Annotated in this window: 26 protein-coding genes; 11 read left to right on the top strand and 15 right to left on the bottom strand. The window is 73.5% G+C overall.

From position 1 onward, the window contains the following. Positions 1–4: 4 nt before the first annotated feature. A complete protein-coding gene (locus OG344_RS25520; RefSeq protein WP_405085253.1) occupies positions 5–727 on the bottom strand; it encodes a TioE family transcriptional regulator in 723 nt (240 codons plus the stop codon). An 89-nt stretch (positions 728–816) separates the two neighbouring features. Here OG344_RS25520 and OG344_RS25515 point away from each other — a divergent pair, with 89 nt between their 5' ends. Next, complete coding sequence (locus tag OG344_RS25515; protein ID WP_405085252.1) at positions 817–1,974, top strand: erythromycin esterase family protein; 1,158 nt, start codon at positions 817–819, stop codon at positions 1,972–1,974. 37 nt (positions 1,975–2,011) lie between these two features. Here the strand turns inward: OG344_RS25515 and OG344_RS25510 are convergent, their stop codons facing one another. Both OG344_RS25510 and OG344_RS25505 read right to left on the bottom strand, forming a co-directional pair. Next, positions 2,012–2,491 carry a VOC family protein gene (locus tag OG344_RS25510; RefSeq protein WP_405085251.1) on the bottom strand — a complete coding sequence of 160 codons (480 nt, stop codon included), beginning with the start codon at positions 2,489–2,491 and terminating at the stop codon, positions 2,012–2,014. Positions 2,492–2,620: 129 nt separating this feature from the next. Next, complete coding sequence (locus OG344_RS25505; protein WP_405085250.1) at positions 2,621–2,860, bottom strand: hypothetical protein; 240 nt, start codon at positions 2,858–2,860, stop codon at positions 2,621–2,623. Between the two features lie 149 nt (positions 2,861–3,009). Here OG344_RS25505 and OG344_RS25500 point away from each other — a divergent pair, with 149 nt between their 5' ends. Continuing rightward, entirely contained in the window at positions 3,010–4,770 is a 1,761-nt protein-coding gene (locus OG344_RS25500; RefSeq protein WP_405085249.1) for a BTAD domain-containing putative transcriptional regulator, read from the top strand. A gap of 66 nt (positions 4,771–4,836) precedes the next feature. Here OG344_RS25500 and OG344_RS25495 read toward each other — a convergent pair whose 3' ends face one another. The 7 genes from OG344_RS25495 to OG344_RS25465 form a co-directional block, all read right to left on the bottom strand. Next, entirely contained in the window at positions 4,837–5,013 is a 177-nt protein-coding gene (locus tag OG344_RS25495; protein ID WP_327045801.1) for a hypothetical protein, read from the bottom strand. Between the two features lie 116 nt (positions 5,014–5,129). Continuing rightward, positions 5,130–5,891 (bottom strand): hypothetical protein, encoded by a 762-nt coding sequence (locus OG344_RS25490; RefSeq protein ID WP_405085248.1) that lies wholly within the window; start codon positions 5,889–5,891, stop codon positions 5,130–5,132. Between the two features lie 138 nt (positions 5,892–6,029). After that, entirely contained in the window at positions 6,030–6,521 is a 492-nt protein-coding gene (gene lepB / locus OG344_RS25485; RefSeq protein WP_405085247.1) for a signal peptidase I, read from the bottom strand. Continuing rightward, entirely contained in the window at positions 6,518–8,386 is a 1,869-nt protein-coding gene (locus OG344_RS25480) for an ABC transporter ATP-binding protein (protein ID WP_405085246.1), read from the bottom strand. The genes lepB and OG344_RS25480 overlap by 4 nt, the downstream gene beginning before the upstream one ends. After that, entirely contained in the window at positions 8,383–8,925 is a 543-nt protein-coding gene (locus tag OG344_RS25475; protein WP_405085245.1) for a hypothetical protein, read from the bottom strand. The genes OG344_RS25480 and OG344_RS25475 overlap by 4 nt, the downstream gene beginning before the upstream one ends. 6 nt (positions 8,926–8,931) lie before the next feature. Then, on the bottom strand, positions 8,932–9,498 hold the full coding sequence (locus tag OG344_RS25470; protein ID WP_405085244.1) for a MauE/DoxX family redox-associated membrane protein: 567 nt from the start codon (positions 9,496–9,498) through the stop codon (positions 8,932–8,934). 121 nt (positions 9,499–9,619) lie between these two features. Further along, the gene (locus tag OG344_RS25465; RefSeq protein ID WP_405085243.1) at positions 9,620–10,921 is read right to left on the bottom strand and encodes an APC family permease; all 1,302 of its coding nucleotides are present in this window, start codon (positions 10,919–10,921) and stop codon (positions 9,620–9,622) included. 118 nt (positions 10,922–11,039) lie between these two features. Here OG344_RS25465 and OG344_RS25460 point away from each other — a divergent pair, with 118 nt between their 5' ends. From OG344_RS25460 to OG344_RS25450, 3 genes are all read left to right on the top strand, one after another. Beyond that, a complete protein-coding gene (locus OG344_RS25460; protein WP_405085242.1) occupies positions 11,040–11,489 on the top strand; it encodes a helix-turn-helix transcriptional regulator in 450 nt (149 codons plus the stop codon). A 5-nt stretch (positions 11,490–11,494) separates the two neighbouring features. Continuing rightward, the gene (locus OG344_RS25455) at positions 11,495–11,905 is read left to right on the top strand and encodes a VOC family protein (RefSeq protein ID WP_327045793.1); all 411 of its coding nucleotides are present in this window, start codon (positions 11,495–11,497) and stop codon (positions 11,903–11,905) included. A gap of 155 nt (positions 11,906–12,060) precedes the next feature. Continuing rightward, positions 12,061–14,442, top strand: a complete 2,382-nt coding sequence (locus OG344_RS25450) for an ATP-binding cassette domain-containing protein (RefSeq protein WP_405085241.1) — start codon at positions 12,061–12,063, stop codon at positions 14,440–14,442. Between the two features lie 41 nt (positions 14,443–14,483). Here the strand turns inward: OG344_RS25450 and OG344_RS25445 are convergent, their stop codons facing one another. Continuing rightward, positions 14,484–15,569, bottom strand: a complete 1,086-nt coding sequence (locus OG344_RS25445) for a methyltransferase domain-containing protein (RefSeq protein ID WP_405085240.1) — start codon at positions 15,567–15,569, stop codon at positions 14,484–14,486. 443 nt (positions 15,570–16,012) lie between these two features. On the opposite strand from OG344_RS25445, the gene OG344_RS25440 reads away from it, so the two are divergent. Beyond that, a complete protein-coding gene (locus tag OG344_RS25440) occupies positions 16,013–16,804 on the top strand; it encodes a putative protein N(5)-glutamine methyltransferase (protein ID WP_405085239.1) in 792 nt (263 codons plus the stop codon). On the opposite strand, the gene OG344_RS25435 is transcribed toward OG344_RS25440, so the two are convergent. Beyond that, positions 16,801–16,950, bottom strand: coding sequence for a hypothetical protein (locus OG344_RS25435; RefSeq protein WP_405085238.1), 150 nt, complete (start codon positions 16,948–16,950; stop codon positions 16,801–16,803). The two genes, OG344_RS25440 and OG344_RS25435, sit on opposite strands and share 4 nt — an antisense overlap. A gap of 286 nt (positions 16,951–17,236) precedes the next feature. Here OG344_RS25435 and OG344_RS25430 point away from each other — a divergent pair, with 286 nt between their 5' ends. Continuing rightward, a complete protein-coding gene (locus tag OG344_RS25430; protein ID WP_405085237.1) occupies positions 17,237–19,375 on the top strand; it encodes a HelD family protein in 2,139 nt (712 codons plus the stop codon). On the opposite strand, the gene OG344_RS25425 is transcribed toward OG344_RS25430, so the two are convergent. Further along, positions 19,308–20,177: a pentapeptide repeat-containing protein gene (locus OG344_RS25425; RefSeq protein ID WP_405085236.1), complete on the bottom strand. Its 870-nt coding sequence runs from the start codon at positions 20,175–20,177 to the stop codon at positions 19,308–19,310. The two genes, OG344_RS25430 and OG344_RS25425, sit on opposite strands and share 68 nt — an antisense overlap. Positions 20,178–20,272: 95 nt before the next feature. On the opposite strand from OG344_RS25425, the gene OG344_RS25420 reads away from it, so the two are divergent. From OG344_RS25420 to OG344_RS25405, 4 genes are all read left to right on the top strand, one after another. Further along, the gene (locus OG344_RS25420) at positions 20,273–20,833 is read left to right on the top strand and encodes a helix-turn-helix domain-containing protein (RefSeq protein WP_405085235.1); all 561 of its coding nucleotides are present in this window, start codon (positions 20,273–20,275) and stop codon (positions 20,831–20,833) included. After that, positions 20,826–21,677 (top strand): SRPBCC domain-containing protein, encoded by an 852-nt coding sequence (locus OG344_RS25415; protein ID WP_405085234.1) that lies wholly within the window; start codon positions 20,826–20,828, stop codon positions 21,675–21,677. The genes OG344_RS25420 and OG344_RS25415 overlap by 8 nt, the downstream gene beginning before the upstream one ends. 134 nt (positions 21,678–21,811) lie before the next feature. Next, positions 21,812–22,294, top strand: a complete 483-nt coding sequence (locus OG344_RS25410; RefSeq protein WP_327045781.1) for a cation:proton antiporter regulatory subunit — start codon at positions 21,812–21,814, stop codon at positions 22,292–22,294. A 9-nt stretch (positions 22,295–22,303) separates the two neighbouring features. After that, positions 22,304–23,467 (top strand): cation:proton antiporter, encoded by a 1,164-nt coding sequence (locus tag OG344_RS25405; protein WP_327045780.1) that lies wholly within the window; start codon positions 22,304–22,306, stop codon positions 23,465–23,467. Here the strand turns inward: OG344_RS25405 and OG344_RS25400 are convergent. Continuing rightward, positions 23,439–24,248, bottom strand: coding sequence for a cytochrome c oxidase assembly protein (locus OG344_RS25400; protein ID WP_405085233.1), 810 nt, complete (start codon positions 24,246–24,248; stop codon positions 23,439–23,441). The two genes, OG344_RS25405 and OG344_RS25400, sit on opposite strands and share 29 nt — an antisense overlap. Continuing rightward, on the bottom strand, positions 24,245–24,790 hold the full coding sequence (locus OG344_RS25395) for a DUF2243 domain-containing protein (protein ID WP_327045778.1): 546 nt from the start codon (positions 24,788–24,790) through the stop codon (positions 24,245–24,247). Before OG344_RS25395 ends, OG344_RS25400 begins: the two co-directional genes overlap by 4 nt. Positions 24,791–24,818 lie beyond the last annotated feature (28 nt).

Below are 24,818 nucleotides of genomic sequence, written 5' to 3'. Positions count from 1 at the left end.
GGCGTCAGGGGTCGCGGGTCCGGAGGTAGGCGTCGAGGTCGGCGGCGCCCCTGAGCATGGCGCGGCCCCGGGCGGACAGGCGGCCCCGCCAGTCACGCAGGGCCGACTCCAGCGGGGCGACCCCTCCGGCGGAGCGGACCTGGGCGATCAGCGGGGCGATCTGCTCCAGCAGGTAGCCGCCCCGCCTGAGCTGGTGGGCCAGCCGGACGTCCCGTACGTCGCCGGCGCCGTAGACCCGGTAACCCGTCCGCGGGTCGCGCCGCGGCCGGACCAGCCCGGCGTTCTCCCATTTGCGCAGGGTGGCCGGGCGGAGGCCGAGCCTTCTCGCCAGCGGGCCGATGAAGGTGCCGCCAGAGAAGGTGTCGCCGCGTTCCTGCGGCACGGGCGCCAGGTCGTGGAGCGCGGCTTCGACGGCATCGAGGGTGCGGCGGTCGTCGAGGAGCCGGGCGTGGCTCTCGTCGAGGAGCCGGGCGTGGCTCTCGTCGACGATTCGCAGCGCCTCCTCGGTGGCGCCCCGGTTGACCGCCCGCATGATCGACGTGGCCGTCTGGTGACCGTGGCCGGGCACGAGGGAGAGGAACGCGCGCAGCGCCCGCGCGTGCAGCGGCGTGTAGACGCGGTAGCCGGAAGGGGTGCGCCCGGCGGCGGGCAGGATGCCGGCGTCCTCGTAGTTCCTGACCGCCTGGGTGGACAGGCCGTGCTCCCGCGCCAGGTCCACCGGCCTCATATGTGCATCACGATTGAAGGTCCATCGCTGATCAGCAGAGTCAAACGGGGAAAAGTTTACACCGAGAGTTCAACGATACCGTCGAAGGCATGGATATCACGGACACGGCCCGGCCGCTCGACGGCGCGGGAGTCTCGGCGTTCCTCCGGTCGCTGCCGGCGCGGCCCCTGCTGCTCGGCCTGGGTGAGGCGAGACACTTCGTGGGCGAGCTGGGCGAGGTGCGCAACGAGGTCTTCCGGCATCTGGTCGAGCACGAGGGCTACCGGTCGTTCGCGATCGAGAGCGACTGTCTCATGGGTCTGGTGGTGGACGACCACGTCAGGACGGGCGCGGGCAGCCTCGACGACGTCATGGAACGCGGCTTCAGCCACGGCTTCGGCGCGTCGGAGGCCAACCGGGAACTCGTCCGCTGGATGCGCGCCTACAACGAGGAGCACGACGAGACGCTCCGGTTCTTCGGCTTCGACGGCCCGCTGGAGTATTGGGCGGCGAGCCCGCGCGAGGCGCTCACCGCCCTGCACGCCCTCCTCGACGGCCCGCTCCCCTGCACCCGCGACGCGCTGGAGGAGTTGCTCGGCCCGGACGACCGGTGGTCGGACGACGCCACGGCCATGGACCCGTCCCGGTCGATCGGGCGGTCCGCCGACGCCCGGCGGCTGCGGCTGATCGCCGACGACCTGGTCGCGCTGCTCGACACGCAGGTCCCGGGGCTGAGCGCGGACGACGGGGAGCGGGCGGCACTGTACGCCCGCACCGCCGTCGGCCTGCTCCGCTACCACCACTGGATGGCCGACGCGTCCGAGGCGCGGTGGACCCGCCTGTCGGCGCAGCGGGACGCGATGATGGCCGCCAACCTGCGGGCCGTCGCCGGCCATGGACCGGCCCTGGTCTTCGGCCACAACCTCCACCTGCAGCGGAACAGGAGCGTCATGCCGCTCGGCGACCGGACGCTGGAGTGGTGGAGCGCGGGGGCCATCGCCGGAGCGCACCTGGGCGACCGGTACGCCTTCCTCGCCTCGGCCCTCGGCACGACCGGCGACGACGTACCTCCCCCGGACACCGTCGAGGGCATCCTGTCCACGCTCCCGTGGGATCGCTCTCTCGTCGACGCCCGCCGCCTGGCCGAGGCCGTCACCGAACCCGCGCCGCGCGTCTCCCAGGACTTCCGCTACTTCCCGCTCGACCCGGCCCGGCTCGACGTGATCGACGGCGTCGTCTTCCTCAAGCAGGCGGTCGAACTGGGCTGACGCGACTCGGGGGCCGGGCCCGGGGGCCGGGCTGCGCCTAAGTGGCGCAGAACTCGTTGCCCTCCGGGTCGAGCATGATCCACCATCGACCGGCGGGGCCCTTGTCCACCTCGCGGACGCGGGTGGCGCCGAGGCCCTCCAGCCGCGCCACCAGCGCATCGAGACCACCGGGCTCACCGGGCTCACCGGGCTCACCGGGCTCGCCGTGCACGTCGATGTGCAGACGGTTCTTGCCGGACTTGCCCTCGGGCACGTCCTGGAAGAGCAGCCGCCGCCCGAGCCCGACGCCGCTGGTGGCGTCGAAGGGGTCGTCGGGGTGGCGGATCGCGGCGTACCCGCGGAAGATCATGCGGCCGCCGTGCTCGGCGGCCGCCTCCGCCGGGAGGTGACCGGCGGCCAGCAGCCGCCCGACGAGCGCGCTCGGATCCTCCACCTCGTAGCCCAGCGCCGCGGCCCAGAAGTCCGCCAGCACGGGCGCGTTCACACTGTCGACGACCAGCTTCCAGCTCAATGCCATGTAACGGGTTATAGTGGTTACATGAGTTCGGGCGCAACCCGCGGCAGTCACGACGACCGGTCACGGGACTGGTCGTCGTGACCGTCGTCCGGCGGGGTGTCCGCTCAGGCCGGCTCGCCGCGGCGGCCTCTACCTGGTCGCCCGGGCGACCAGCTCGCGTAGCCGCTTCGCCTCCGCCGACTCCCCGATGGCGTCGAGCTTGAGGGTCGCGGCGATGGCCTTGAACCGCCAGGGGGCGAGGACCACCGCCGCACGGCACAGCGCCGCGAGGGTGGGCCGCTCGCTGCCGGGGTTCTTCGCCTTGAACGTGAGCAGCTCGTCGGCGAGACAGCGCTTGTCCGGGCGGCTGTCCGGAACTGTTCCGGACACCCACGGCGCTTGTGAGCGGCCCCCCGGGACGGCGATCTTGGTGGGGTTCTCCTCACCCGATCCTCGCGAGACGCCACGGGAGGCTTCCTCGTGCACCGATCACCACGCTCGACGCGAACGTGCGCCCCATACGGCCCCCGGAGAACGGGGTGAACCTCCGTTTCGGGTTGCTCGGCCCGGTTCAGCTGCACCGGAACGGCCGGCCGGTCCCGCTCGGCACACCCAAACAGCGCGTCCTGCTGACCGCGCTGCTGCTGGAACCCAACCGGGTCGTGTCGATCGACCGGCTCGTCACGGCCGTGTGGGACGCCGAGCCGCCCCGCTTCGCGGTCGCCAACGTCCGCACCTACGTCAACCGCCTGCGCGGCACGATCGGCGACGGCGACCGGTTGACGGCCCGCCAGCCGGGCTACGTCCTCGCCGTACGGGACGGCGAGCTGGACGTGACCGAGTTCGCCGACGCCCTGCGGCAGGGCAGGCGGTCGCTGTCCGCCGGCCGGCCGGACGCGGCGCTGCGACAGGTGTCCGCGGCTCTCACGCGGTGGCGGGGCGACCCCGCCGAGGACGTGCCCCGCTCGGCGGCGCTCGGCCCGCGCCTTGACGCCCTCTCCGAGCAGCGCTGCCTCGCCCTGGAGACGCTGGCCGAAGCCCGGCTCATACTGGGCGAGCACGCCGACGCGGTGGCGGAGCTCCGCGAGACGGTGGCCGCCCATCCCACCAGGGAACGGCTGTGGGGCGCCCTCATGCTCGCGTTGTACCGCACCGGCGACTGCGCCGCCGCGCTCGCCGTCTACGGGCAGGCACGGGCGTTCCTGGCGGAGGAACTGGGCGTCGAGCCCGGCCCCGAACTGGCCGGGCTGCACCGGGGGATACTCGACCGCGACCCCGCGCTCCGCGCGGCTCCCGAGACGCCCGCCCCGGCGGCGGCCACGGCGGTGGTCATGGCGCCGGGATGTCTGGTGGGCCGCGAGCCGGAGCTGAAGGAGATCGCCGCGGCGATCGGCGCCTGCCCGCCGCGGCCCGTCGCCGTACACGGCCCGGCGGGGGTGGGCAAGTCGGCCCTGGCCCGGCACGCCGTCCGCACGGCGGCGCCCGGCTTCCCCGGCGGCGTGCATCACGTCGATCTGCGCACCCTCCCCCGGCCCGGCCCGTACGAGACACTGGTGCGGCTGCTGGGACGGCTGGGGCTGGCCGACGACGAGATCGCCGCGGACCTCGACGAGGCGCTGCACCAGCTCAGGACGGCCACGGCCGCGAGGCACGCACTGGTCCTCCTCGACAACGTGACCGGCGAGGAGCAGGTGCGCCCGCTGGTCACCGGCTGCCCGGGCTGCCGGTTCGTCATCACCAGCAGGAGGATGCTCGCGGCGCTCGACGACGTCGAGCACCTGCCGCTCGCGCCCCTCGCCGACGACGCGGCGTACGAGATGCTGGCCCGGCTGTGCGGGCGGGACCGGGTCGACCCGGCGCAGGCGAGCAGGGTGGCCCGGCTCTGCGACAACCTGCCGCTCGCACTGGAGATCGCGGGCAAGCGCCTCGCCGTCCGGCGGGAGTGGACGGCGGAGGCGTTCGCCGACATGCTGGCCGCCGACGAGCATCGGCTCGACCTGCTGACCTGCGGCGACCTTTCCGTGCGGGCCGCCCTCGACCTCGACCACCAGGCCCTGCGGCGTCCCGGAGGGACGGCGGACCGCGGCGCGCTGGCCCTGTTCCACCGCCTCGGCGAGCGCGGCCTGGCCGACTGCGGGCCGGCGGCGGCCGCCGGCCTTCTCGGCTGCGACCGGCCTACGGCGTCGGCGGCGCTCGGCAGGCTGGCCGATCTCCGCCTGATGGAGCCGCTCGCCCCCGGCCGCTACCGCATGAACGGCCTCACGCGCCTGTACGCCATGGAGATCGCCGCGACCAGGTGACGGCGGCGGAGCGCCCCGGCCCCCGTATCCGGGGGCGCTCCGCCGTGCTCGTTCAGGCGTGGTCGTTCAGGAGCAGTGGTAGCTCCATGGGGTGCAGTAGCCGCTCGGGATGCCTGACCCGCTGCAGCAGGTGCGGCTGGTGCACGGCCCGCCTTCGCTCCAGCAGTTGACCGCCTCCGCCCTGGTGGCCGGGACCAGGCGGGCGACCATCCGGTCGGCCAGCCGCTGAATCGTCCGCGTCATATCGTCTCCTTCTGGTGAAAGGACTTCTTGTCCACCGACGTTAGGGGCGGCCCCGATCATGGCGATACCACTCCGATACACGGGCGCTTGTATGGCCGGGCACGCGGTTCAGGCGTTCAGCCGCCGGGGCACGACAACGGTGATCGACCGCGCGCGATCGGCCAGGCTTCCAGCATGGGCGCGGTGAGCACGGCACCGATCGCCGCGGTGCTTCCGCCAACGAACGTGGAGTCGAAGTCGATCTCGGTCGCCACGCACCACGCCCGGTCGGCCGGCCAGAACAGGCTCGGCGACTGTGTCCACCACACCTCGGGGCCGTCGTACCGGGCGAGGTCGGTCACCGCCGGCAGCGGGCCGCGCAGGAGGAGGTAGTCGCGCCCGGGCAGCCGCAGCCGCGGGCTCGCCCACTCCTGCGGGCTGAGGAGCGGCGGCACCGGTTCGCCGCCCTCCGGGGTGAGCAGCGACCTGCCGCCGTTGAGATGCCCCCATCCCTCCCAGAGGGCGAAGAAGCAGTCGCCGGGGGTCGTGGTGTGGGCCGACAGCGCCTCGCAGAGCGCCCGCAGTTGCGCCAGGGGGAGATTTCCCACCTCAGGGCCGCCATGGGGCCACAGCTCCGAGCAGGAGCCGTACGGGCCGGCGGCGTCGATGAGCGTGTGCCACCGGGCCGCCGGGTGTACCCGGCGGCCCGTGACCTCGGCGACCCGAGCCCACGTGACCGGCTCACCGCTCTCGCTGTCGGCCGGGTGCAGCACCCGCGCGTACGCCGCGTACCCGCTGGGCACAGTGCCGAATACCGTGCCCCCGGGCCCGGTCAGCCGCCCCGCGATCCAGTCGGCGGGCGCGACGTCGTCCAGAAGGCGAACTCGATCCGTCCACATACCGCCAGCCTTCCAGATCGCCGGAAATCGGCGAGGGCCTCGCAACGGCGAAGGGCGGCCTCGTGGACGCGGCGGAACGGCGGGCCGACCTCGGCGGCCTTGTCACTCACACGGGCGCTTGCATGGCGGGTTCGCGACTCACGCGTTGAGCCGCCGGAGCACGACACCGGTGATCCTGCTCTCGGGCAGGAGGCCCCACTGCCGCGAGTCGGTGCTCCGCGACGGGTTGTCGCCGAGGACGAGCAGCCGCCCCGGCGGCACGCGCGCATCCCCCGGCGCCTCTCCGGGCGCCTCTCTAGGCACCTCCGCATGGGTCTCGAACCCGGGAGGGATCGGGTCCCCGGCCACGGCCGCCGCCCGTTTGATCACCAGGTTCGTGCCGCCGTCGAGCGTCAGGCCCTCCCCCGGGCCCACGCGGGCGATGACGACGACGTCCCCCCGCCGGACGCGCGCCCCCGCCCGGCCGGGCCGCAGGTTCCGTACGAGGACCCGGTCGCCGGGCCGCAGAGCGGGACGCATGCTCTCCCCGTGGACCTCGACGACGCGCAGGGCCCGCCTGACCGCCGTCACCGCCCCGGCCGCGAGCACGGCCGCGAACGCCGCGGACACCATGAACGGGACCGGTGTCATCGGGCCTCCGAGAGCCGCGGGTGCGGGGCGTCGGCGTCCGGGTCGTCCCCCTGCTGGTATCCCTCCGCCTGCAGGGCGAACAGCTGGGCGTAGATCCCGCCGCGTGCCAGCAGCGCGGCGTGCGTGCCCCGCTCGGCGATCCGCCCGCCGTCGAGGACCACGATGTGGTCCGCGTCGCGTACGGCGCCGAGCCGGTGACTGATCAGCACGCTCGTACGGCCCCGGCGGTGCTCCCGCAGCCCCTGGTGGATCTCGTGCTCCGCCTCGGCGTCGAGGCCCGAGCTGGGCTCGTCCAGGATCAGCAGGTCCCGCTCACCCCGCAGGTAGGCTCGGGCCAGGGCGAGCCGCTGCCACTGCCCGCCCGACAGGTGGACGCCCGCCCCGCCGCCCTCCGCGGAGCCGTCGGGATCGGCGGGATCGGCGAAGATGCGCGACAGCATGGTGTCGTACCCCCGGGGCAGGCGGCTCACGGCGCCGTGCGCGCCCGCCCGCCGCGCCGCCGCCTCGATCCTCCCCCGGTCGCCCATCGCGGCGAGATCGCCCAGGCCGATGTTCTCGGCCGCGGTCATGTCGTACTCCATGTAGTCCTGGAACACCGCCCCGATGCGGGCGCGCAGCTCCGCCGGGTCGATCTCCCTGAGGTCGGCGCCGTCCCACAGGACCGCGCCGCGTTCGGGGTCGTACATCCGGCACAGGAGCTTGACCAGCGTGCTCTTGCCCGCGCCGTTCCTGCCGACGAGCGCCACCGAGGCGCCGTACGGGATGGTCAGGTTGACGCCGCGCAGCGCCCAGGGGTGGCCGGGCGAGTAGCGGAACCACACGTCGCGCAGCTCGATCCCGCAGCGCGGCGGCCCCGCCCGCCGGGGGTGGTCCGAAACCGGGAGGTCCGGCCCGGCGTCGAGGACGGCGAGATAGTGGCCGAACAGCAGCACCTGCTGATGCGCCGAGACCAGTTCGAGGACGAGGCCGCCGGCCGCCGCCTGCACCCCGGCGACGGCGGCGACGAACAGCGCCACGTCGCCGGCCCCGCCCGTGCCGTTCACCGCGTCGAGCAGAACCCACAGCAGGCCGCCTCCGGCAGCCAGCGCGGCGATGGTCCCGGTGGCGGCCTGGACGCGCAGCTCCCGCCGGTCGGTACGGCTCCGCTCGGCGTTCGCGACCCGCCGCTGGGCGTTCAGCAGCCCGCGCAGGTGCGCCCCGACGCCGAAGAGCCTGAGCTCCTTGGCGGCCCGGACATCGACGAGGAGCTGCCCGAAGAAGACCTCGCGGCGCTCGGCCGGGCCGATGCCCCACAGCATGGCGGCGCGCCGCCGCGACAGCCACAGCTCCGCGGCCAGGGACGGCGCCGACGCCACGATCACGAGGACCGCCGTCCACGGGTTGATCATCACGAGGGAGACGAGGAAGGCGGCGCCGGTCAGGACCGTCCTGGCCGCGCCCAGCGCGGCGGAGACCAGCATGCCGGGGGTCGCCCCGCCGTACTGCTGGGCCATCCGGATCCGGTCGAGGAAGGCGGGGTCCTCGAACCGGGCCAGGCCGGTGAACCGTTCGACGGCCCGGAAGAGGCGGTCCTGGGCGACGAGGCCGACCCTGCGCCCGCTCTCGTCCCTGACGTACTGGACGACCTGTGGCCCCAGCGCGGCCAGCAGCCCGCACCCGGCGAGCGCGGCGCCGAGCGCCGCCGTCACCCCGGGCCGGGGGTGGTCGCCGCCGATCTCGTCGAGGACCAGCTTGGTGCCCCAGGCGATCGTCACCGGCAGGGCGGCCATGAGCGCGGTGAGGGCGGCGAAGGCGAGGGTGAGGCCCCTGCTCGCCCGCCAGGCCAGGCCGACGGCGGCGGCCACCGCCCGCGTCGGCGCCGTCACGCGGGTGCGGGAAGCGCGTCGAGGGCGGCCAGCGTGCTCCCGCTGGCGAGGACCGTGCCGTGCCCGTCGAGCAGGGCGAGCGACGGGAAGCCCTCGACCCGCAGCGCCTTCGTCACGCCGGTGCCGAACTCCTCGACCAGCACCAGGGCGACGGGCTCCAGCGCCCGCCGCTGGGCCGCCACCTCCTCCTCGGTCCCGACGAGCACGGCCAGCACGTTGCCGCGTCCTCCGGGGAAGGACCGCGCGCGTTCGGCGAACTGCGGCAGGCGGTCCCCGCAGGCGGGGCAGTCGGGTGAGAAGACGCCGACGAGGGCCGGCTCGGTCAGCGTCTCGGCGGAGACGCGCACGCCGTCGGTGCTCACGGCGGAGAAGGCGCCGATCACCGCCCCGGGCGGGAGCATGATCGGTGGGGGCGCCACCGGCCGCGCCGCGAGCATCTCCTCGTGCGTACGCAGCCTGCGGATCACCCCGACCGTCAGCAGCAGGTCGATCAGGCACAGGACGCCGACGCCGAGGACGAGCGCTGTGAGGAACGGCATGAGGGACTACCTCCGTGAGGGCGTGTGCGTGAAGAGGCCGGCGATCTCACCGGTCGCCGACAGCAGGACGGCCGCGGCCCCGGCCGTGAGGGCGGCCGCGGCCAGCCCGGCCACTCCCAGGTCCGCGGGGACGGCTCCGGCCGATCCCGCCGCGCCCGTCATCGCGGCCTGCACCGCTCCGGTCGCCGCTCCGGTCGCCGCCGCGGCGGCGAGCACGGCGTTGCGTACGAGATGACCGGGGCCCACCGGGACGGTGGAGGCGCCGAAGCAGCGGCAGCGGACCCGGCGGCGCCGCCGCAGAGCGGCGGCCATGGCCACGGTGAACGCGGCGAGGAGCCCGAGCGCGACGCAGAAGCCGGCGAGCACGGTGGGCCGCCAGGCCAGCAGCGGCGCGACGGCGGCCTCGGCGGCGACGACGAGCGCCGCGGCGGGCCTGGCCGGCAGGCGCGGCGCGAGCGCGCGGGTGGCCGCCGTGAACTCCTCGTACGCCGTCCGCCCGCGCAGCTTGCTCACGGCGGAGGCGAGGAAGACGATCCCCGTGAGCAGCCGGCAGAAGGCGTAGAGAAGGGCCACGGGCGTCCTCATCCCCGGTCGGTCGGGCGGGTCGCCCCCCACGCTAGGAACGGCCCCGGCAGCCGGGGTACACGACGGCTACACGCGGCGATGTATCGCTGGTCTGTACCCGGCCGGTCCTTCAGGCGCGGCGGCGCAGGACCAGCCATCGGCCGGCCAGGCCGGCGGCGAACATGACCACCCCGGCGAGCACGGACGGCCAGGGCAGGGTGGCGATCAGGGTCAGGCAGCCGGCGACGCCGAGCAGGTTGAGCGCGCGCGGCCAGCGGCGCTCGGACGCAGGCTGGGTGAACGCCGAGGCGTTCGCGACGGCGTAGTAGACGAGGACGCCGAAGGAGGAGAAGCCGATCACCCCGCGCAGGTCGGCGGTGGCGACCAGGACGCAGACGACGGCGGCCAGGGCGATCTCGGCGTGGTGCGGCACCCGGTGGCGGGGGTGGACGGCCGCCAGCCAGCCGGGCAGGTCGCGGTGGCGGGCCATGGCGAGGCCGGTACGGCCGATCCCGGCGATCAGGGCGAGCAGCGCGCCCAGCGCCGCCGGCGCCGCGCCCGCCCGCACCACCGGGGCCAGGCCGCCGGCGCCCGCCGCCTCCACCGCGGTGGTCAGCGGCGCGGGCGAGGCGGCGAGCCGGGCGGGCCCGGCGGCCAGCAGCGCCGCGACGCCGACCACCAGGTAGACGGCCACGGTGACAAAAAGAGCGATCGGGATCGCGCGGGGAATGGTGCGGCCCGGGTCGCGGACCTCCTCGCCCATGGTGGCCACGCGGGCGTATCCGGCGAAGGCGAAGAACAGCAGCCCCGCGGCCTGGAGGACGCCGTACGCGCCGCCGGCGCCCGGCCAGTCGCCCAGGCTGCCCGGCGCGGCGCCGCCACCCGCTGCGACCCCCACTGCGATCCCCGCCACGACGACGGCCAGCGCGGTCAGGGTGGCGGCGACGAGGACCCGGGTGAGCAGGACGGTCCTGGTGACGCCGTGGTAGTTCAGCGTGGCCAGCCCCAGCACGGCCGCGACGGCGACGGCCCGCTGCGCCCACCAGGGGCCGGGCACGACGTAGGAGGCGAAGGTGAGCGCCATGGCGGCGCACGACGCGGTCTTGCCGACGACGAAGCCCCACCCGGCCGTGAACCCCCACCAGTGGCCGAGGCGCTCGCGGCCGTAGACATAGGTGCCGCCGGAGACCGGATACACCGCGGCCAGTTGCGCGGAGGCGACCGCGTTGCAGTACGCGATCACCGCGGCGATCACCAGCCCGATCAGCAGGCCCGTGCCCGCGGCCCGCGCGGCGGGACCGAACGCGGCGAACACGCCCGCCCCGATCATCGACCCCAGCCCGACGACCACCGCGTCCGCCGTGCCCAGCCGGCGCGCGAGGCCGCCGCCGTGGTCCTGCCCGTACGGGCCGGTCTGTGGCTGGGACGCCACCGCACCCCCACGGGGTCATATACATCAAACGGGTTCGATGCATCGTCCGGGGCGCGGCACCGCGGAGTCAAGCGGACCAGGCGCGCGACCGCCGGCGGTCGCGGCGTACGATGCCCCTGTGACCGGCCCACCCGTCTCCAAGCAGCGCCTCGGCGACCTCGCGCGGCTGCGCCGCGTCCGGGACCGGATCGACCGGGAGTACGCCCAGCCCCTCGACGTGGAGGCGCTCGCCCGTGGCGTGAACATGTCCGCCGGGCACCTGAGCCGCCAGTTCCGGCTCGCCTACGGCGAATCGCCGTACGGCTATCTCATGACCCGCCGCATCGAGCGGGCGATGGCGTTGCTGCGCCGCGGCGACCTCAGCGTCACCGAGGTCTGCTTCGCGGTCGGCTGCTCGTCGCTGGGCACCTTCAGCACCCGCTTCACCGAACTGGTCGGCATGCCGCCGAGCGCCTACCGCCGCGGCGCGGCGGGCGCGACGGCGGGGATGCCGTCGTGCGTCGAGAAACAGGTGACCCGGCCGGTCAGGAATCGAGAAGCGCGGACCACCGGTTCGAAACTAGCCTGACCTGTATGAACCTCACTATTCACGCGACCTTTCTTCCGCACGACGACCCCGAGGCCTCGCTCGCCTTCTACCGCGACGCCCTCGGCTTCGAAGTGCGGGGAGACGTCGGATACGGCGGCATGCGCTGGATCACGGTCGGCCCCGCCGGCCAGCCCGGCACGTCCGTCGTCCTGCACCCGCCGGCCGCCGACCCGGGCATCACCGACGACGAACGCCGCGTCATCACCGAGATGATGGCGAAGGGCACCTACGGGATACTCACCCTGGCCACCGACGACCTCGACGGCACCTTCGACAGGCTGCAGGCCGGCGACGCGGAGGTCGTCCAGGAGCCGACCGACCAGCCGTACGGGGTGCGCGACTGCGCCTTCCGCGACCCTTCGGGCAACCTGATCCGCATCAACCAGCTCGGCTGACGCGAGCGCGCGGCCCCCGACCGGGTCGCGCCGCCGCGCCGGAGCCGCCGATCGGGTAGACAGGGGGACCGTCGCCGTGCCCCCAGACCGCCCGCAGACCGCCCGGATGACCACAAGGCACGACCCCGCGTACGCAGATGGAGACACAGAACACGATGAGCCTGCCCCCGAGCCCGGACACCCCGCCGCACGCCGCCGACAGCCACGACCTGATCCGCGTGCACGGGGCACGGGAGAACAACCTCAAGGACGTCAGCGTCGAGATCCCCAAGCGCCGGCTGACCGTCTTCACCGGCGTCTCCGGCTCGGGCAAGAGCTCGCTGGTGTTCGGTACGATCGCCGCGGAGTCGCAGCGCCTGATCAACGAGACCTACAGCGCGTTCGTGCAGGGCTTCATGCCGGCGCTGGCACGGCCCGAGGTGGACGTGCTCGACGGCCTGACCACGGCGATCATCGTGGACCAGCAGCGGATGGGCGCCAACCCGCGCTCCACGGTCGGCACCGTCACCGACGCCAACGCGATGCTGCGCATCCTGTTCAGCCGGCTCGGCAAGCCGTACATCGGCTCGCCCCAGGCGTTCTCCTTCAACGTCGCCTCGATCAGCGGAGCGGGCGCGGTCACCATGGAGCGGGCCGGGCAGACCGTGAAGGAGCGCCGCAGCTTCACCGTCACCGGGGGCATGTGCCCCCGCTGCGAGGGCATGGGCCGGGTCTCCGACATCGACCTGTCCCAGTTGTACGACGACTCCAAGTCGCTCAACGAGGGCGCGCTCACGATCCCCGGCTACACCGTCGACGGCTGGTACGGCCGCATCTTCAGCGGCTCCGGCTTCTTCGACCCCGACAGGCCGATCCGCGACTTCACCGAGACCGAGCTGCGCGACCTGCTCCACAAGGAGCCGACCAAGATCAAGGTCGACAACATCAACCTCACCTACGAGGGCCTGATCCCGCGGATCCAGAAGTCGATGCTGTCCAAGGACAAGGACGCGCTGCAGCCGCACGTCCGGGCGTTCGTCGAGCGGGCCGTGACGTTCACCGCCTGCCCCGACTGCGGCGGCACCCGGCTCAGCGAGGCCGCCCGGTCGTCCAAGATCGGCGACATCGGCATCGCCGACGCCTGCGCCATGCAGATCAGCGACCTGGCCGAGTGGGCGCGCGGCCTCGACGAGCCGTCAGTCGCGCCGCTGCTGGCCACGCTGCGGCAGACCCTCGACTCGTTCACGGAGATCGGCCTGGGCTATCTCTCGCTCGACCGGCCCTCGGGCACGCTGTCGGGCGGCGAGGCCCAGCGCGTCAAGATGATCCGCCACCTCGGCTCCTCGCTCACCGACGTCACCTACGTCTTCGACGAGCCCACCACCGGCCTGCACCCCCATGACATCCAGCGCATGAACTCCCTGCTGCTGCGGCTGCGCGACAAGGGCAACACCGTGCTCGTCGTGGAGCACAAGCCGCAGACCATCGCGATCGCCGACCACGTCGTCGACCTCGGCCCCGGCGCGGGCGCCGGGGGCGGCACCGTCTGCTACGAGGGCGGCGTCGAGGGGCTGCGGACCGCCGGCACCGTCACCGGCCGCCACCTCGACGACCGGACCCGCCTCAAGGAGACGGTGCGCACGCCCTCCGGCAGGCTGGAGATCCGCGGCGCGCGCGCCCACAACCTGCGCGACGTCGACGTCGACATCCCGCTCGGGGTCCTCGTCGTCGTCACCGGCGTCGCCGGCTCGGGCAAGAGCTCCCTCGTCCGCGGGTCGATCCCCGCCGGCGCGGGCGTGGTGTCGGTCGACCAGGGCGCGATCCGCGGCTCGCGGCGCAGCAACCCCGCGACGTACACCGGGCTGCTCGACCCGATCCGCAAGGCGTTCGCGAAGGCCAACGGCGTGAAGCCGGCGCTGTTCAGCGCCAACTCCGAGGGCGCCTGCCCGGCCTGCAACGGCGCGGGCGTCATCTACGTCGACCTCGCGATGATGGCCGGCGTCGCCACCACCTGCGAGGAGTGCGAGGGCAAGCGCTTCCAGGCCGCGGTGCTCGGCTACACCCTCGGCGGCAAGGACATCAGCGAGGTGCTCGCGATGCCGGTGACCGAGGCCGAGGAGTTCTTCGGCGCCGGCCCGGCCCGCACCCCCGCCGCGCACGCCGTCCTCCGCCGGCTCGCCGACGTCGGGCTCGGCTACCTCAGCCTCGGCCAGCCGCTCACCACCCTGTCGGGCGGCGAGCGGCAGCGGCTCAAGCTGGCCACCCACATGGCCGACGACGGCGGCGTCTACGTCCTCGACGAGCCCACCACCGGCCTCCATCTCGCCGACGTCGAACAACTGCTGGGCCTGCTCGACCGGCTCGTCGACTCCGGCAAGTCGGTCATCGTCATCGAGCACCACCCGGCGGTCATGGCGCACGCCGACTGGATCGTCGACCTCGGGCCCGGCGCCGGCCACGACGGCGGCCGGATCGTCTTCGAGGGCGCCCCCGCCGGCCTCGTCGCCGCGCGCTCCACCCTCACCGGCCAGCACCTCGCCGACTACGTCGGCGCGTGACCCGGCCGGCGCAGGCGGGGGACGCGTAGGCCGGGGCCGCCTCACCCCGCCCCGCGGGCGGGCCTGGGCGCCGTCAAGCGGACGAGGAACGACTCCGCCCCGGCGATCCGTACGCGCTGGAGGTGCGCGGGCGTGAGGCCCTGACGGATGGCGAGGGGCAGGTCGCCGACACCGGGAAGCAGGACCACGGCGGTCCCGCCGGGTGCGAGCACCCGGCGCATCTCCGCCCACCACCGTGCCGGGGACGCGGCGAGCAGGCCGCCGGGGGCGACCTGACCACCCCAGGGCGGGTTGGCCAGCACGCGCTGGGCGACGCCGTCCCGCACCGGCAGCCGCCCGGCGTCGGCGCGGGCGACGGCGACGGGCAGCCCGGCCGCGTTCTCCCGGGCCGCCGTCACCGCTCTCCCGGCCAGGTCGAACCCGTACAGGCGGGTGGCCGGGCCCTGCCGCGCCGCCTCGATCAGCAGCGTCCCGGCGCCGCAGCAGGGATCGAGGACCGTGTCGCCGGGCTCGACGCCGGCCATCGCCACCATGGCGGCGGCCAGCGGGGGGTGCAGGGTTCCGGGGACCGACCGCCGCTTGTACTCCCGCCGGTGCAGGGGACGCTCGGCGATCCGCAGCAGGAGCGTGGCCCGCTCGCCGTCCAGCGTGACCCGCCAGCCGCTGTGACCCGGCGGCGGCGCGCCCGCGCCACGCCGCGAGTGGTAGCCCACCCCCAGCCGGCCGGCCAGGGCGCGGCCCACCGCGTCCTCCACGTCGTACCTGGTGAAGGTGCGCCGGCCCAGGAACGACGCCGACACCTCGACGCCGGTGAGCCCGCGGGGGCCGCCGTGGTCACGGCGCAGCCGCGCCAGCGCGGCGAGGTCGGCCGTGCCCGCGAGTGTGCCGGCGAGCCCGGCGAGCGCGGCGGCGCCCTGCCGGGTCGTGCCGACGTCGGGGCCCTGCGCCGCCAGCAGGAACACGTCGTCCGCCGTGCGCAGGCCCAGGGCGGTCAGGCGCGAGGCGCGGAAGCGCACCTCGCGATGCCCGATGTGGGTGATGACTCCGAGGCCGCACCGCAGGATCTCTGCGGCGAGCGTCGGCTCCAGCCCGTGAACGCACCGCGCCACCAGGCTCGCCGCCGTCACGGGACGGCGAGAGCGCTGGGACGCGGAGCGGTGAGAGTGACAGCGCGAACGCGCATGGTGATCCTTCTTCTCCCGCGTCAGCCCGGGACGGCACAGCGCCGCCCCGCCTCGTCGGCGACGGGTCGTTCCTCGCTTCGCCGACGGCGGCTAGCGGAGGTGGAAGAAGGAAGTGAACTTCATGGCGGCGATCCTAGGGCCGGAAGACGCGGATGATCAACCCGGCGCCTGCTCGGCCGCCTCTTCGCGGGGGGTGAAGGCCTGCTCTGATACTGTGCCGTCCACGGCGGCGACGACGCGAGGAGGTGAGCCCCATTACCGCTGAACTGGTCGGGTGCTCCCTTCTCCCCCGCGCCTAGGGGCCACGCGCGTACGAGTCACGTGCCTACGGCCCCCTAGAGACAAGGCGACCACGGGAGCGCCCTCGCATTCCGGAAGGCTCCCCCATGTCCCTGACATCCCGCTCCCCCGCTCCGCCTTCGATCGTGACCCGGCTGCGCGCCGCCGGGTGCGTGTTCGCCGAGGACGAGGCCCGTCTGCTGGTCTCCGCGGCGCGTACGCCGGCCGAGCTCGACGCCATGGTGGACCGGCGCGTCGCCGGCCTGCCCCTCGAACACGTCCTCGGCTGGGCCGACTTCTGCGGCCTGCGGCTGGCCGTCGAACCCGGGGTGTTCGTGCCCCGGCCCCGCACCGCCTTCCTCCTCCGTCAAGCGGTCGCGCTGGCGCGGCCGGGGATGGTCGTGGCCGATGTGTGCTGCGGCTCCGGCGCGATCGGCGCGGCGCTGGCCGCCGCCGTGGGACCGATCACGCTGCACGCCGTGGACGTCGATCCCGCCGCCGTCGCCTGCGCCCGCCGCAACCTCGCCGCGGCGGGCGGCCGGGTGTACGAAGGCGACCTGTACGCGCCGCTGCCCGGCGACCTGCGTGGCCGGGTCGATCTCATCGTGGCCAGCCCGCCGTACGTGCCGACGGACGCGATCGGGCTGCTGCCCCCCGAGGCGCGGGACCACGAGCCGCAGGTCGCCCTCGACGGCGGCGCGGACGGGCTCGACGTCGTACGGAGGGTCGTCGCGGAGGCCGCCCGCTGGCTCGCGCCCGGCGGCCAACTGCTGGTGGAGACCAGCCGGGGCCAGGCCGGGGAGACCGCCGAGGCCGTCGCCCGCGCCGGGCTCACGCCGCGCCTGACCGTCAGCGACGAACTCGACGCGACCGCCGTCGCCGGCGCCCTGCCCGGCTAACCGCGGCCGGGCCCGGTGCGCTCACCGCCGGGCCCGGCCAGGCCGTGCAGCAGCAGGCCGGTGAGCGCGTCGACGATCACATCATTGAGCTCGGGCTTTACTGGTCGGAACAGCGCCGGAGCCACCAAGCCCGAGCGCGCAGGCACCACTTCAAGCGGCACCTGCGCCTACAGGTCCTACAGATCTAGCTATGCAGTACTAGTAGGCGCCGACGGCATCTGGTCGGCGACCCGGCGCGTGCTCGACCCGGCCGCGCCCGAACCGGCGTACGCCGGGTTCTACTCCGTTTCCCGTTCGCCTACGAACGCGCCACGGCCTGGCTCTACGACTACGAACCGCGCCTGGGCGGGTGACCAGGATAAGTAAGTCAAGCCTTACTTTCGCGGAAACTTGGCCGCATAGTGGAGGGCCGAGTCGAGAGGAGGACTGCTGTTGCCGCAGTTCGACGAGGATGCCGCAGGACAGGTTGAGGTGGAGCAGGCGCACGTGGCCGCCATGTACGGGCTGCTCGATGAGCGATCGGCGTCTGTACGTGCCCGGCTGGCGGACGTGTTGAGGTCGCCGGCCGGAAGCGCGGGTGAGGTGTACGCGCGCGATGTCGAAGCGGAGCGTCTGGCGCGTCGGCTTCGCCGGCTGGAGGAGGCCGAGGAAGGGCTGGCGTTCGGCCGGATCGATGGCGCGGACGGAACCGTCCTGCACATCGGACGGCTCGGCCTGCACGTGGGCGATCGGGAGCTGCCGCTGCTCGTCGACTGGCGAGCGGAGGCGGCGCGGCCCTTCTACGCGGCGACGGCCGTCCACGCGATGGGGCTGCGGCGGCGCCGTCATCTGCGGGTCGAGGACCGTGCGGTCCGTGCGGTGAGCGACGAGCTACTGGACGGATCCCCACCCAGGGGCGGCGACATCGTCGGCGACGGTCCGTTGGCGGAGGCACTCGAGGCGCAGCGGACGGGGCGGATGCGGGCCGCGGTGGCGACGCTGCAGGCGGAGCAGGACGAGATCGTCCGGTCTCCGCATCGGGGTGTGACGGTGGTGCAGGGCGGCCCCGGCACGGGCAAGACCGTTGTCGCGCTGCACCGGGCGGCGTACGTGCTGTACGCGTTCCCGGGCGCCGTCGCGCGCGGTGTGCTGGTGCTCGGGCCGAACGCGCGGTTCCTCGACTACGTCTCCCGGGTGCTGCCCTCGCTCGGTGAGAACGATGTGCTCCTGGCGACCTGCGCGAAACTGGCCGGGGTGGCGCCCGCAGCTGCGGAGCCTTCTGATGTCGCGCGCCTCAAGGGGGGTTCAGCGCTGGCCGAAGCGCTCACGGACCTGGTGCGCTCCCTGCAGGCACCGGGCGGGGGGTTCGCGGTGCGTGCAGGGCAGGAGTGGGTCCGTCTGACGAGCTCGGATGTCGCGGCGGCGCGGGAAGCCGCGGCGGCGAGCGGCCTGGCCCACAATCATGCGCGGGGGGTGTTCAAGGAGCACCTGATCGACATGGTCACGGGCGCCCTGGAGCGCGGCGCCTTCGAGGCCCTCGAACTCATCGACGCCGAGGTCGCCGAGAGCACGGGCATGGATCTCGATGCCGCGGCCGAGGCAGATCTGCGGGCTCTCGGCTTCGACGATGCACCGGCCGCGGATCCGGCCGAGGTGTTCGACGTGGATGCCGTCCGCGAGACTCTTGCGGGCGACGCCCACGTCGACAGTGCGGTGGAGACCCTCTGGCCGCGGCTGACACCCGAAGTGGTCGTACGGGCGCTGCTGGCGGACGCGCGCACGATGGCCAGGCATCTGCCGTCGCTCGCCGGTGACGAACACTCCCGGCTGGTGCGTTCCCCTGATGCCCCGTGGACCGATGCCGACGCACCGCTGCTCGATGAGGCGGCGGCCCTGGTGGACGGGCCGCCGGAGCGGACGTTCGGACACGTCGTGGTCGACGAGGCTCAGGAGCTGACCGCGATGCAGTGGCGGATGGTGATGCGCCGGTGCCCGGCCAGGTCGATGACGCTGGTGGGCGACTTCGCCCAGGCGGGCCCCGCGACGGCCGCGAGTGACTGGTCCCAGGCGCTGGGCCCGCACCTTGGCAACCGGTTCGCCCTGCACACCTTGACCGTCGGTTACCGCACGACCCAGGAGATCCTGGCCACCACCCACGGCCTGCTCGCGCGGATCGCCCCCGGTCAGGCGCCGATTCGGTCGATCCGCCATGGCGAGACTCCCCGCAGCCTCGCCGCATGCCCGCACACACTCGCCACCACGGTGGCCGAGGAACTCCGGGCGCAGGCCGCGGCACACCCGGGCGACCTGCTGGCCGTGATCTGCGCGGACGACCGGGTCAAGGAGATGGCGTCCGCGGGTGCCGACCAGTGGGCGCGTCTCGTGCCGGCCTCCGAAGCCCGCGGCCTGGAGTTCGACGCGATCGTCGTCGTCGGCCCGGAAGAGATCGTCGCGGCCCGCCCCAGTGGGGTGCGTGATCTGTATGTCGCCCTCACGCGTGCCACCAAGAGACTGTGCACGATCGCTACCAGTGCGCCGGACGGCCGAGAGCGGGCGGGAGCCTCGTGGCGTCGTCGCCCCGGGCGGCGTTGACCTGGGGCTGGGTGAGGAAGAGGCTCTCGGCGAGGTTCGCCCCCCGCAGGTCGGCCGCCCGCAGATCCGCCCCGATCAGGTCCGCGCCGCTCAGATCGGCTCCCGACAGGTCGGCGCCGATGAGGCAGGCTCCTCTGAGATTCGCCCCCCGCAGGTCGGCCCTCCTCAGCCGGGCGCCCGCGAGGTCGGCGCCCCGGTGATCGGCGCCCCGGTGATCGGATTTCCCGCGCTCGCGGCCCCGGCCACTACGATCGCGGTCTCCCGCGGCCCGGACCAGCGCGCTGACCCGCAGCAGCAGCCCGTTGACCGCGTCGTGGTGAGCGGCGACGTCCAGCGCCAGCAGGTCGTCCGGGCCGGAGAGGGTGAGGCGCTCGGTGTCCTCGAACGCGCGGCGCAGCTCGGCGTGCAGTTCACCGGGCACCTGGCGGGCCACGGGCGGCGACAGCCCCTCGCCGAGGTACCACAGCAGCTCGTGCAGGTGCCGCATCACCGCGAAGACCTCGAACATCCGCGCCGCGTTCGCCGGCTCCTCCCGCCAGCTGCGCCCGAAGGTCACCTTCGAGACCTTCTGCCCCGCTCCGAAGCAGTCGTACACCGTGCAGCCGGGAAAGCCGCTCTCACGAAGGCGCGCGTGGATGCCGCAGCGGAAGTCGGCCCCCAGGTTGGGGCACGGACGCCCGGCGTCCTTGGCGATCGCGAAGTCGGCCGAGGCGGCGAAGGGCAGCGCCACACAGCAGAGCCCGGAGCAGCCGGCGCAGTCGGCTCGCAGGTCGTCGCGGAGGTCGTCGTGTGTGTCGGGCAAGGTGCCTGTTCTCCTCGTGTCCGGATCTCGACGGTATCCCACCTGCGGACGGCCCATTGACAAACACAATTTTTACGTACAGGATTGTTTTTGCGATGAGAGACGTCCTGTATCTGGATCAGATCGAGCAGGCCGAAGCCCTGCTCAAGCCGCAGCGCATCGAGGTGCTGCGGCAACTGGCCGAGCCGTGCACCTGCACCGAGGTGGCGGCGGCACTCGGCCAGACCCCCCAGCGCGTGTACTACCACGTCAAACGCCTCGTGGAGGCCGGCCTGGTGCAGCAGGTCTCCGAGCGGCGGGTGCGCGGCATCACCGAGGGCATCTACCGGGCGAGCGCCAGGTCCTACTGGCTGTCGCCCGGCCTCGTCGGCCGGATCGGTGGGCTGCGTCGGCAACAGGACGAGCTCAGCCTCGGCTATCTGCTCGACCTGATGGAACAGGTGCAGGCCGACGTCGCCGCCCTCGACCGGACGGCGCCGGAACTGCCGTCCATCGGCGTCTCCGGGGAGATCCGCGTCACCCCCGAACGCCGGCAGGAATTCCTCAACGACCTGCGGTCCGCACTTCAGGACCTGTTCACCCGCTACGGCGGCGCCGAAGGCGACGCCTTCAAACTCGCCGTGGCCTGCTACCCCAAGGGAGACGACAGTGAGTGAGCCGATGATCGTCCGTGTCCGCCTCGATGCCCCGATCAAGGAGGTGCGCCACGCGCTGACCGACCCCGCGGCGATGCGGGTGTGGCTGGCCGAGCACGCCGAGGTGGACCTGCCCGGGCGGTACGAGTTCTGGGGCCGCCGCACCCCCGAGGGCGACGCCCCCCACCAGCGCCTGCTGCACGCCGACGACCACATCCTGCGCTTCACCTGGCTGCTCGGCGGCGAGGAGACCACCACGGAGATCACCCTGCGGGAGGAGGACGCCGGCACGACCGTCCTGACCATGTCGCAGACCCACTTCGACTTCCAGGACGCCATCACGGGGGCGAACATCCGCGGGGTGCTGCAGGTGTTCTGGTCGCTCGCCCTCTCCAACCTCGCCGACCACGTCCAGGGACGGGAGATCGGTCCGCAGCCCGACTACACCACCACCGACTTCCGCGGTCACCTGGACATCGCCGCGCCCGTGTCCACGGTGTACGACTCCCTGATCGACTCCGGCAAGGCCACCGAGTGGTTCGGGTACCCCATCGGCATCGAGCCGTACGTCGGCGGGCGCTTCGCGATGGGCGGCCTCGACGCCAACCCCCAGCCCGCCAAGATCATCGACCTGGTTCCCGGCAGCGCGATCTCGGTCGACTGGGGACCGATGGGCGTCGTCACCTGGGAATTGGAGGACACCGGCGGCGCCACCCGCCTGACGTTCGTCCAGAGCGGCTTCGACACCGCCAACCCGCCGTACGGCGCCTGGACCGGATGGCTGTCCGGCCTCGCCGAGCTGCGCCGCTACCACGAGCAGCCGGACTGGCGTCCGATCTGGCTCGCCGACGACCAGGCGGCCTGACGCCCGAGCGTCGTCGTCCCGCCGTCGTCCCGCCGTCGTCCCGCCGCCGAGCGAGACCGGCGGCGGGACGACGGCGTCTTATTGGTAGGTTCTCCGGACAAGTATTCACATGTTACGAACGGAGGAGCTGCGCCGTGGACGTCGAGCAGACGGTGTTGCCGGGAATCGGGTTGCGGCACGAGTTCACCACTCGCTCGGGCCGGCGCATCGGGGTCGTCTCCCACCGCACGGGACGGCGGGACCTCGTCATCTACGACCCCGACGATCCCGACAGAGCCTGTGAGACCGTCAAACTCAACGACGAGGAAGCCGACGCGCTCGTCGAGCTCCTGGGCGCACCCCGCATCGTGCAGCGCCTGAACGCCATGCACCGGGAGGTCGAGGGCCTGGTCAGCCTCCAGGTTATGATCACACCCGGCTCCCGCTACGACGGCCGTCCCATGGGCGACGCGCAGGTGCGCACCCGCACCGGCGCCTCCATCGTCGCCGTGGTCCGCGCCGGGCGCGTCTTCGCCAGCCCCGCACCCGACTTCGTCCTGACCGGCGACGACATCGTGGTCGTGGTGGGCGGCGAGGAGAGCACCACCGCCGTCGCCGACATCTTCGCCAGCGGCTGAGGGCAGCGCGTGCACAACACCGCAATACTTTTTCTGGAATTCGGCGCCGTCGTCCTCGGACTCGGCATTCTCGGAGCGCTGGCGCTGCGCGTCGGCATCTCCCCCATCCCTCTCTATCTCCTCGCCGGCCTGGCCTTCGGCACCGGTGGCATCCTCCCGCTGGGCACCAGCGAGGACTTCACCGCCACCGGCGCCGAATTAGGCGTCATCCTCCTGCTGCTCACCCTCGGCCTGGAATACAATGCCGACGAACTGGTGACCAGCCTCAAGGGCAACGCCCGCGCCGGTCTGGTCGACCTCCTGCTCAACGCCGCCCCCGGCGCGATCCTGGCGCTACTGCTCGGCTGGGGACCCGTCGCCGCGGTCGCCATGGCGGGCGTCACCTACGCCACCTCCTCCGGAATCACCGCCAAGGTCCTCTCCGACCTCGGCTGGATCGGTAACCGCGAGACCCCGGTCGTGCTGTCGCTGCTGGTGTTCGAAGACCTCACGATGGCGGTCTACCTCCCGGTCCTGACCGCCATGCTGGCCGGACTGAGCCTGGTCGCCGGGGCGGTCACCGTGGCCATCGCGCTGGCCGCGGTCAGCGTGGTGCTGCTCGTCGCGCTCCGCTTCGGCCGCTACATCGAGGCGTTCGTCGCCAGCCCCAACTCCGAGGTGCTCGTGCTCAAGGTGGTCGGGCTCGCGCTGCTGGTGGCCGGGCTGGCCCAGCAGCTGCAGGTCTCGGCCGCGGTCGGCGCGTTCCTGGTCGGCATCGCCCTGTCGGGCGAGCTCGCCGAGGACGCCCACGCGCTGCTCGCCCCCCTGCGCGACCTGTTCGCCGCGGTGTTCTTCGTCTTCTTCGGCCTGCAGACCGACCCGACCAAGATCCTGCCCGCGGCCGGGCTGGCGGCCGGCCTCGCCCTGGTCACGATGATCACCAAGCTGATGACCGGTATCTACGCGGCCCGCCGCGCGGGCATCGCCCGCGCCGGACGGGTACGCGCCGGCATCGCCCTCATCCCCCGCGGCGAGTTCAACATCGTCATCGCCGGGCTGGCCGTGGCCGCCGGCGCCCACCCCGACCTGGGCGCCCTGGCCGCCGCGTACGTCCTGATCCTCGCGGCCTTCGGCCCCCTGGCGGCCCGCCTGGTGCAGCCGTTCCTCACCAAGATCGCCGCGCGTACCGCGTGACGGCGGGCCCGTGCCCCGCACCCGTGCGGGGCACGGGCCGCCACGTGGCGACCAGAGCCGCCGCGAGGAGAAGCTCGGCGATGTCGCCGCCGTAGTACATGATCTCCGCACCACCCCGCACCTCGGCGATCGGGGCCCGCACGTCCACCCAGAAGCCGCCGTACATCAACTGGGCCACGACGGCGTGCACGGCGACGGCGCAGCCGAGGTACACCAGACGGGCACGCACCCCAGGCCGGCCCGGCGCCGGGTCGGGCCCGGCGATCACGTAGGCGAACAGGCAGCCCGACAGCAGGAAATGCGCGTCCAGCAGCTGGTGCCCCGCCGCCGACGCCATGGCCGCGTCGTAGAGCGGGGTGAAATACAACGCCACGAGGCTGCCGGTGGACAACAGCAGCGCGACCACCGGATGCGCCACCACCCGGGCGGGACGGCTGTGCAGCACGGCGGTCACCCGCCGCCCGCCGCCGGCGGGCAGGGTGCGCAGCACCAGGGTGACCGGCGCGCCGAGCACCAGCCCGAGCGGTGCGTACATGCCGACGAGCAGGTGCTGGACCATGTGACCACGGAAGTCCGCGTGGGCGAAGGACGCGACGGGCGGCGCCAGCGCCGTGCCCAGCAGAACGAGCCCGGCGACGAACCCCGCCGTACGCCACCGGCTCCAGCCCCGGGCGGGATTGCGGCGGCGCGCCCGCCGGGCCAGGCACAGGTAACCGATCGCGCATCCGAGCACGGCCAGGATCGGCAGCGAACCCGCGACGTGGGCGCCGTGTTCTGTCACTGGTCCTCCGGCTCGAAGGAGCGCCCGCTCCGCGCCAGCAGGTAGCCCCCGGCGACCAGCAGCGCCCCCAGGACGAGGAACCCGATGTCCCACCACAGCTGGTACGGCCCGCCGTGCACATGATGGATGGCCAGGAGGTGATGGTCCACGACGCCCTCGACGAGGTTGAACAATCCCCATCCGGCCAGGATCCAGCCCCACAGCACCCGCGAGCCCCACACCCGGCGGCGGTCCCGCGTGACCCGGGAGTACAGGATCGCCAGACCGGCCAGAACCGCCAGCCAGCACACGGTGTGGAACAGGCCGTCCCACACCGTGTTCATCTCCAGCCCGGAGACGGTGCGCGGATCGTAGTACCGCACGCCGATGTGATCACTGTCGGTGCTGCTCAGCATGTGATGCCACTGCAGGATCTGGTGCAACAGGATCCCGTCGACGAACCCGCCCAGCCCCACACCCAGCACGATGCCCGGCAGCCGGAGACTCACCGGTTCCAGGTCGGTGCGGGCCCCGCCCGCGGTGGTCGCCATCGACTCGTTCACCCCTCCGTCCTCGGCACCAGTGATCGGG

The sequence above is a fragment of the Microbispora sp. NBC_01389 genome (assembly GCF_045040095.1).
GTDB lineage: Bacteria > Actinomycetota > Actinomycetes > Streptosporangiales > Streptosporangiaceae > Microbispora.
This window is presented reverse-complemented; position numbering and strand designations above follow the sequence as displayed.

Excerpts from the sequence above, each read along its gene's own strand:
- OG344_RS25450 (WP_405085241.1), top strand. The coding sequence starts at position 12,061 with ATGAGCCTGCCCCCGAGCCCGGACACCCCGCCGCACGCCGCCGACAGC.
- OG344_RS25475 (WP_405085245.1), bottom strand. The coding sequence starts at position 8,925 with ATGCCGTTCCTCACAGCGCTCGTCCTCGGCGTCGGCGTCCTGTGCCTG.
- OG344_RS25420 (WP_405085235.1), top strand. The coding sequence starts at position 20,273 with ATGAGAGACGTCCTGTATCTGGATCAGATCGAGCAGGCCGAAGCCCTG.
- lepB (WP_405085247.1), bottom strand. The coding sequence starts at position 6,521 with ATGACACCGGTCCCGTTCATGGTGTCCGCGGCGTTCGCGGCCGTGCTC.
- OG344_RS25440 (WP_405085239.1), top strand. The coding sequence starts at position 16,013 with ATGTCCCTGACATCCCGCTCCCCCGCTCCGCCTTCGATCGTGACCCGG.
- OG344_RS25520 (WP_405085253.1), bottom strand. The coding sequence starts at position 727 with ATGAGGCCGGTGGACCTGGCGCGGGAGCACGGCCTGTCCACCCAGGCG.
- OG344_RS25490 (WP_405085248.1), bottom strand. The coding sequence starts at position 5,891 with ATGTGGACGGATCGAGTTCGCCTTCTGGACGACGTCGCGCCCGCCGAC.
- OG344_RS25515 (WP_405085252.1), top strand. The coding sequence starts at position 817 with ATGGATATCACGGACACGGCCCGGCCGCTCGACGGCGCGGGAGTCTCG.
- OG344_RS25510 (WP_405085251.1), bottom strand. The coding sequence starts at position 2,491 with ATGGCATTGAGCTGGAAGCTGGTCGTCGACAGTGTGAACGCGCCCGTG.
- OG344_RS25495 (WP_327045801.1), bottom strand. The coding sequence starts at position 5,013 with ATGACGCGGACGATTCAGCGGCTGGCCGACCGGATGGTCGCCCGCCTG.
- OG344_RS25455 (WP_327045793.1), top strand. The coding sequence starts at position 11,495 with ATGAACCTCACTATTCACGCGACCTTTCTTCCGCACGACGACCCCGAG.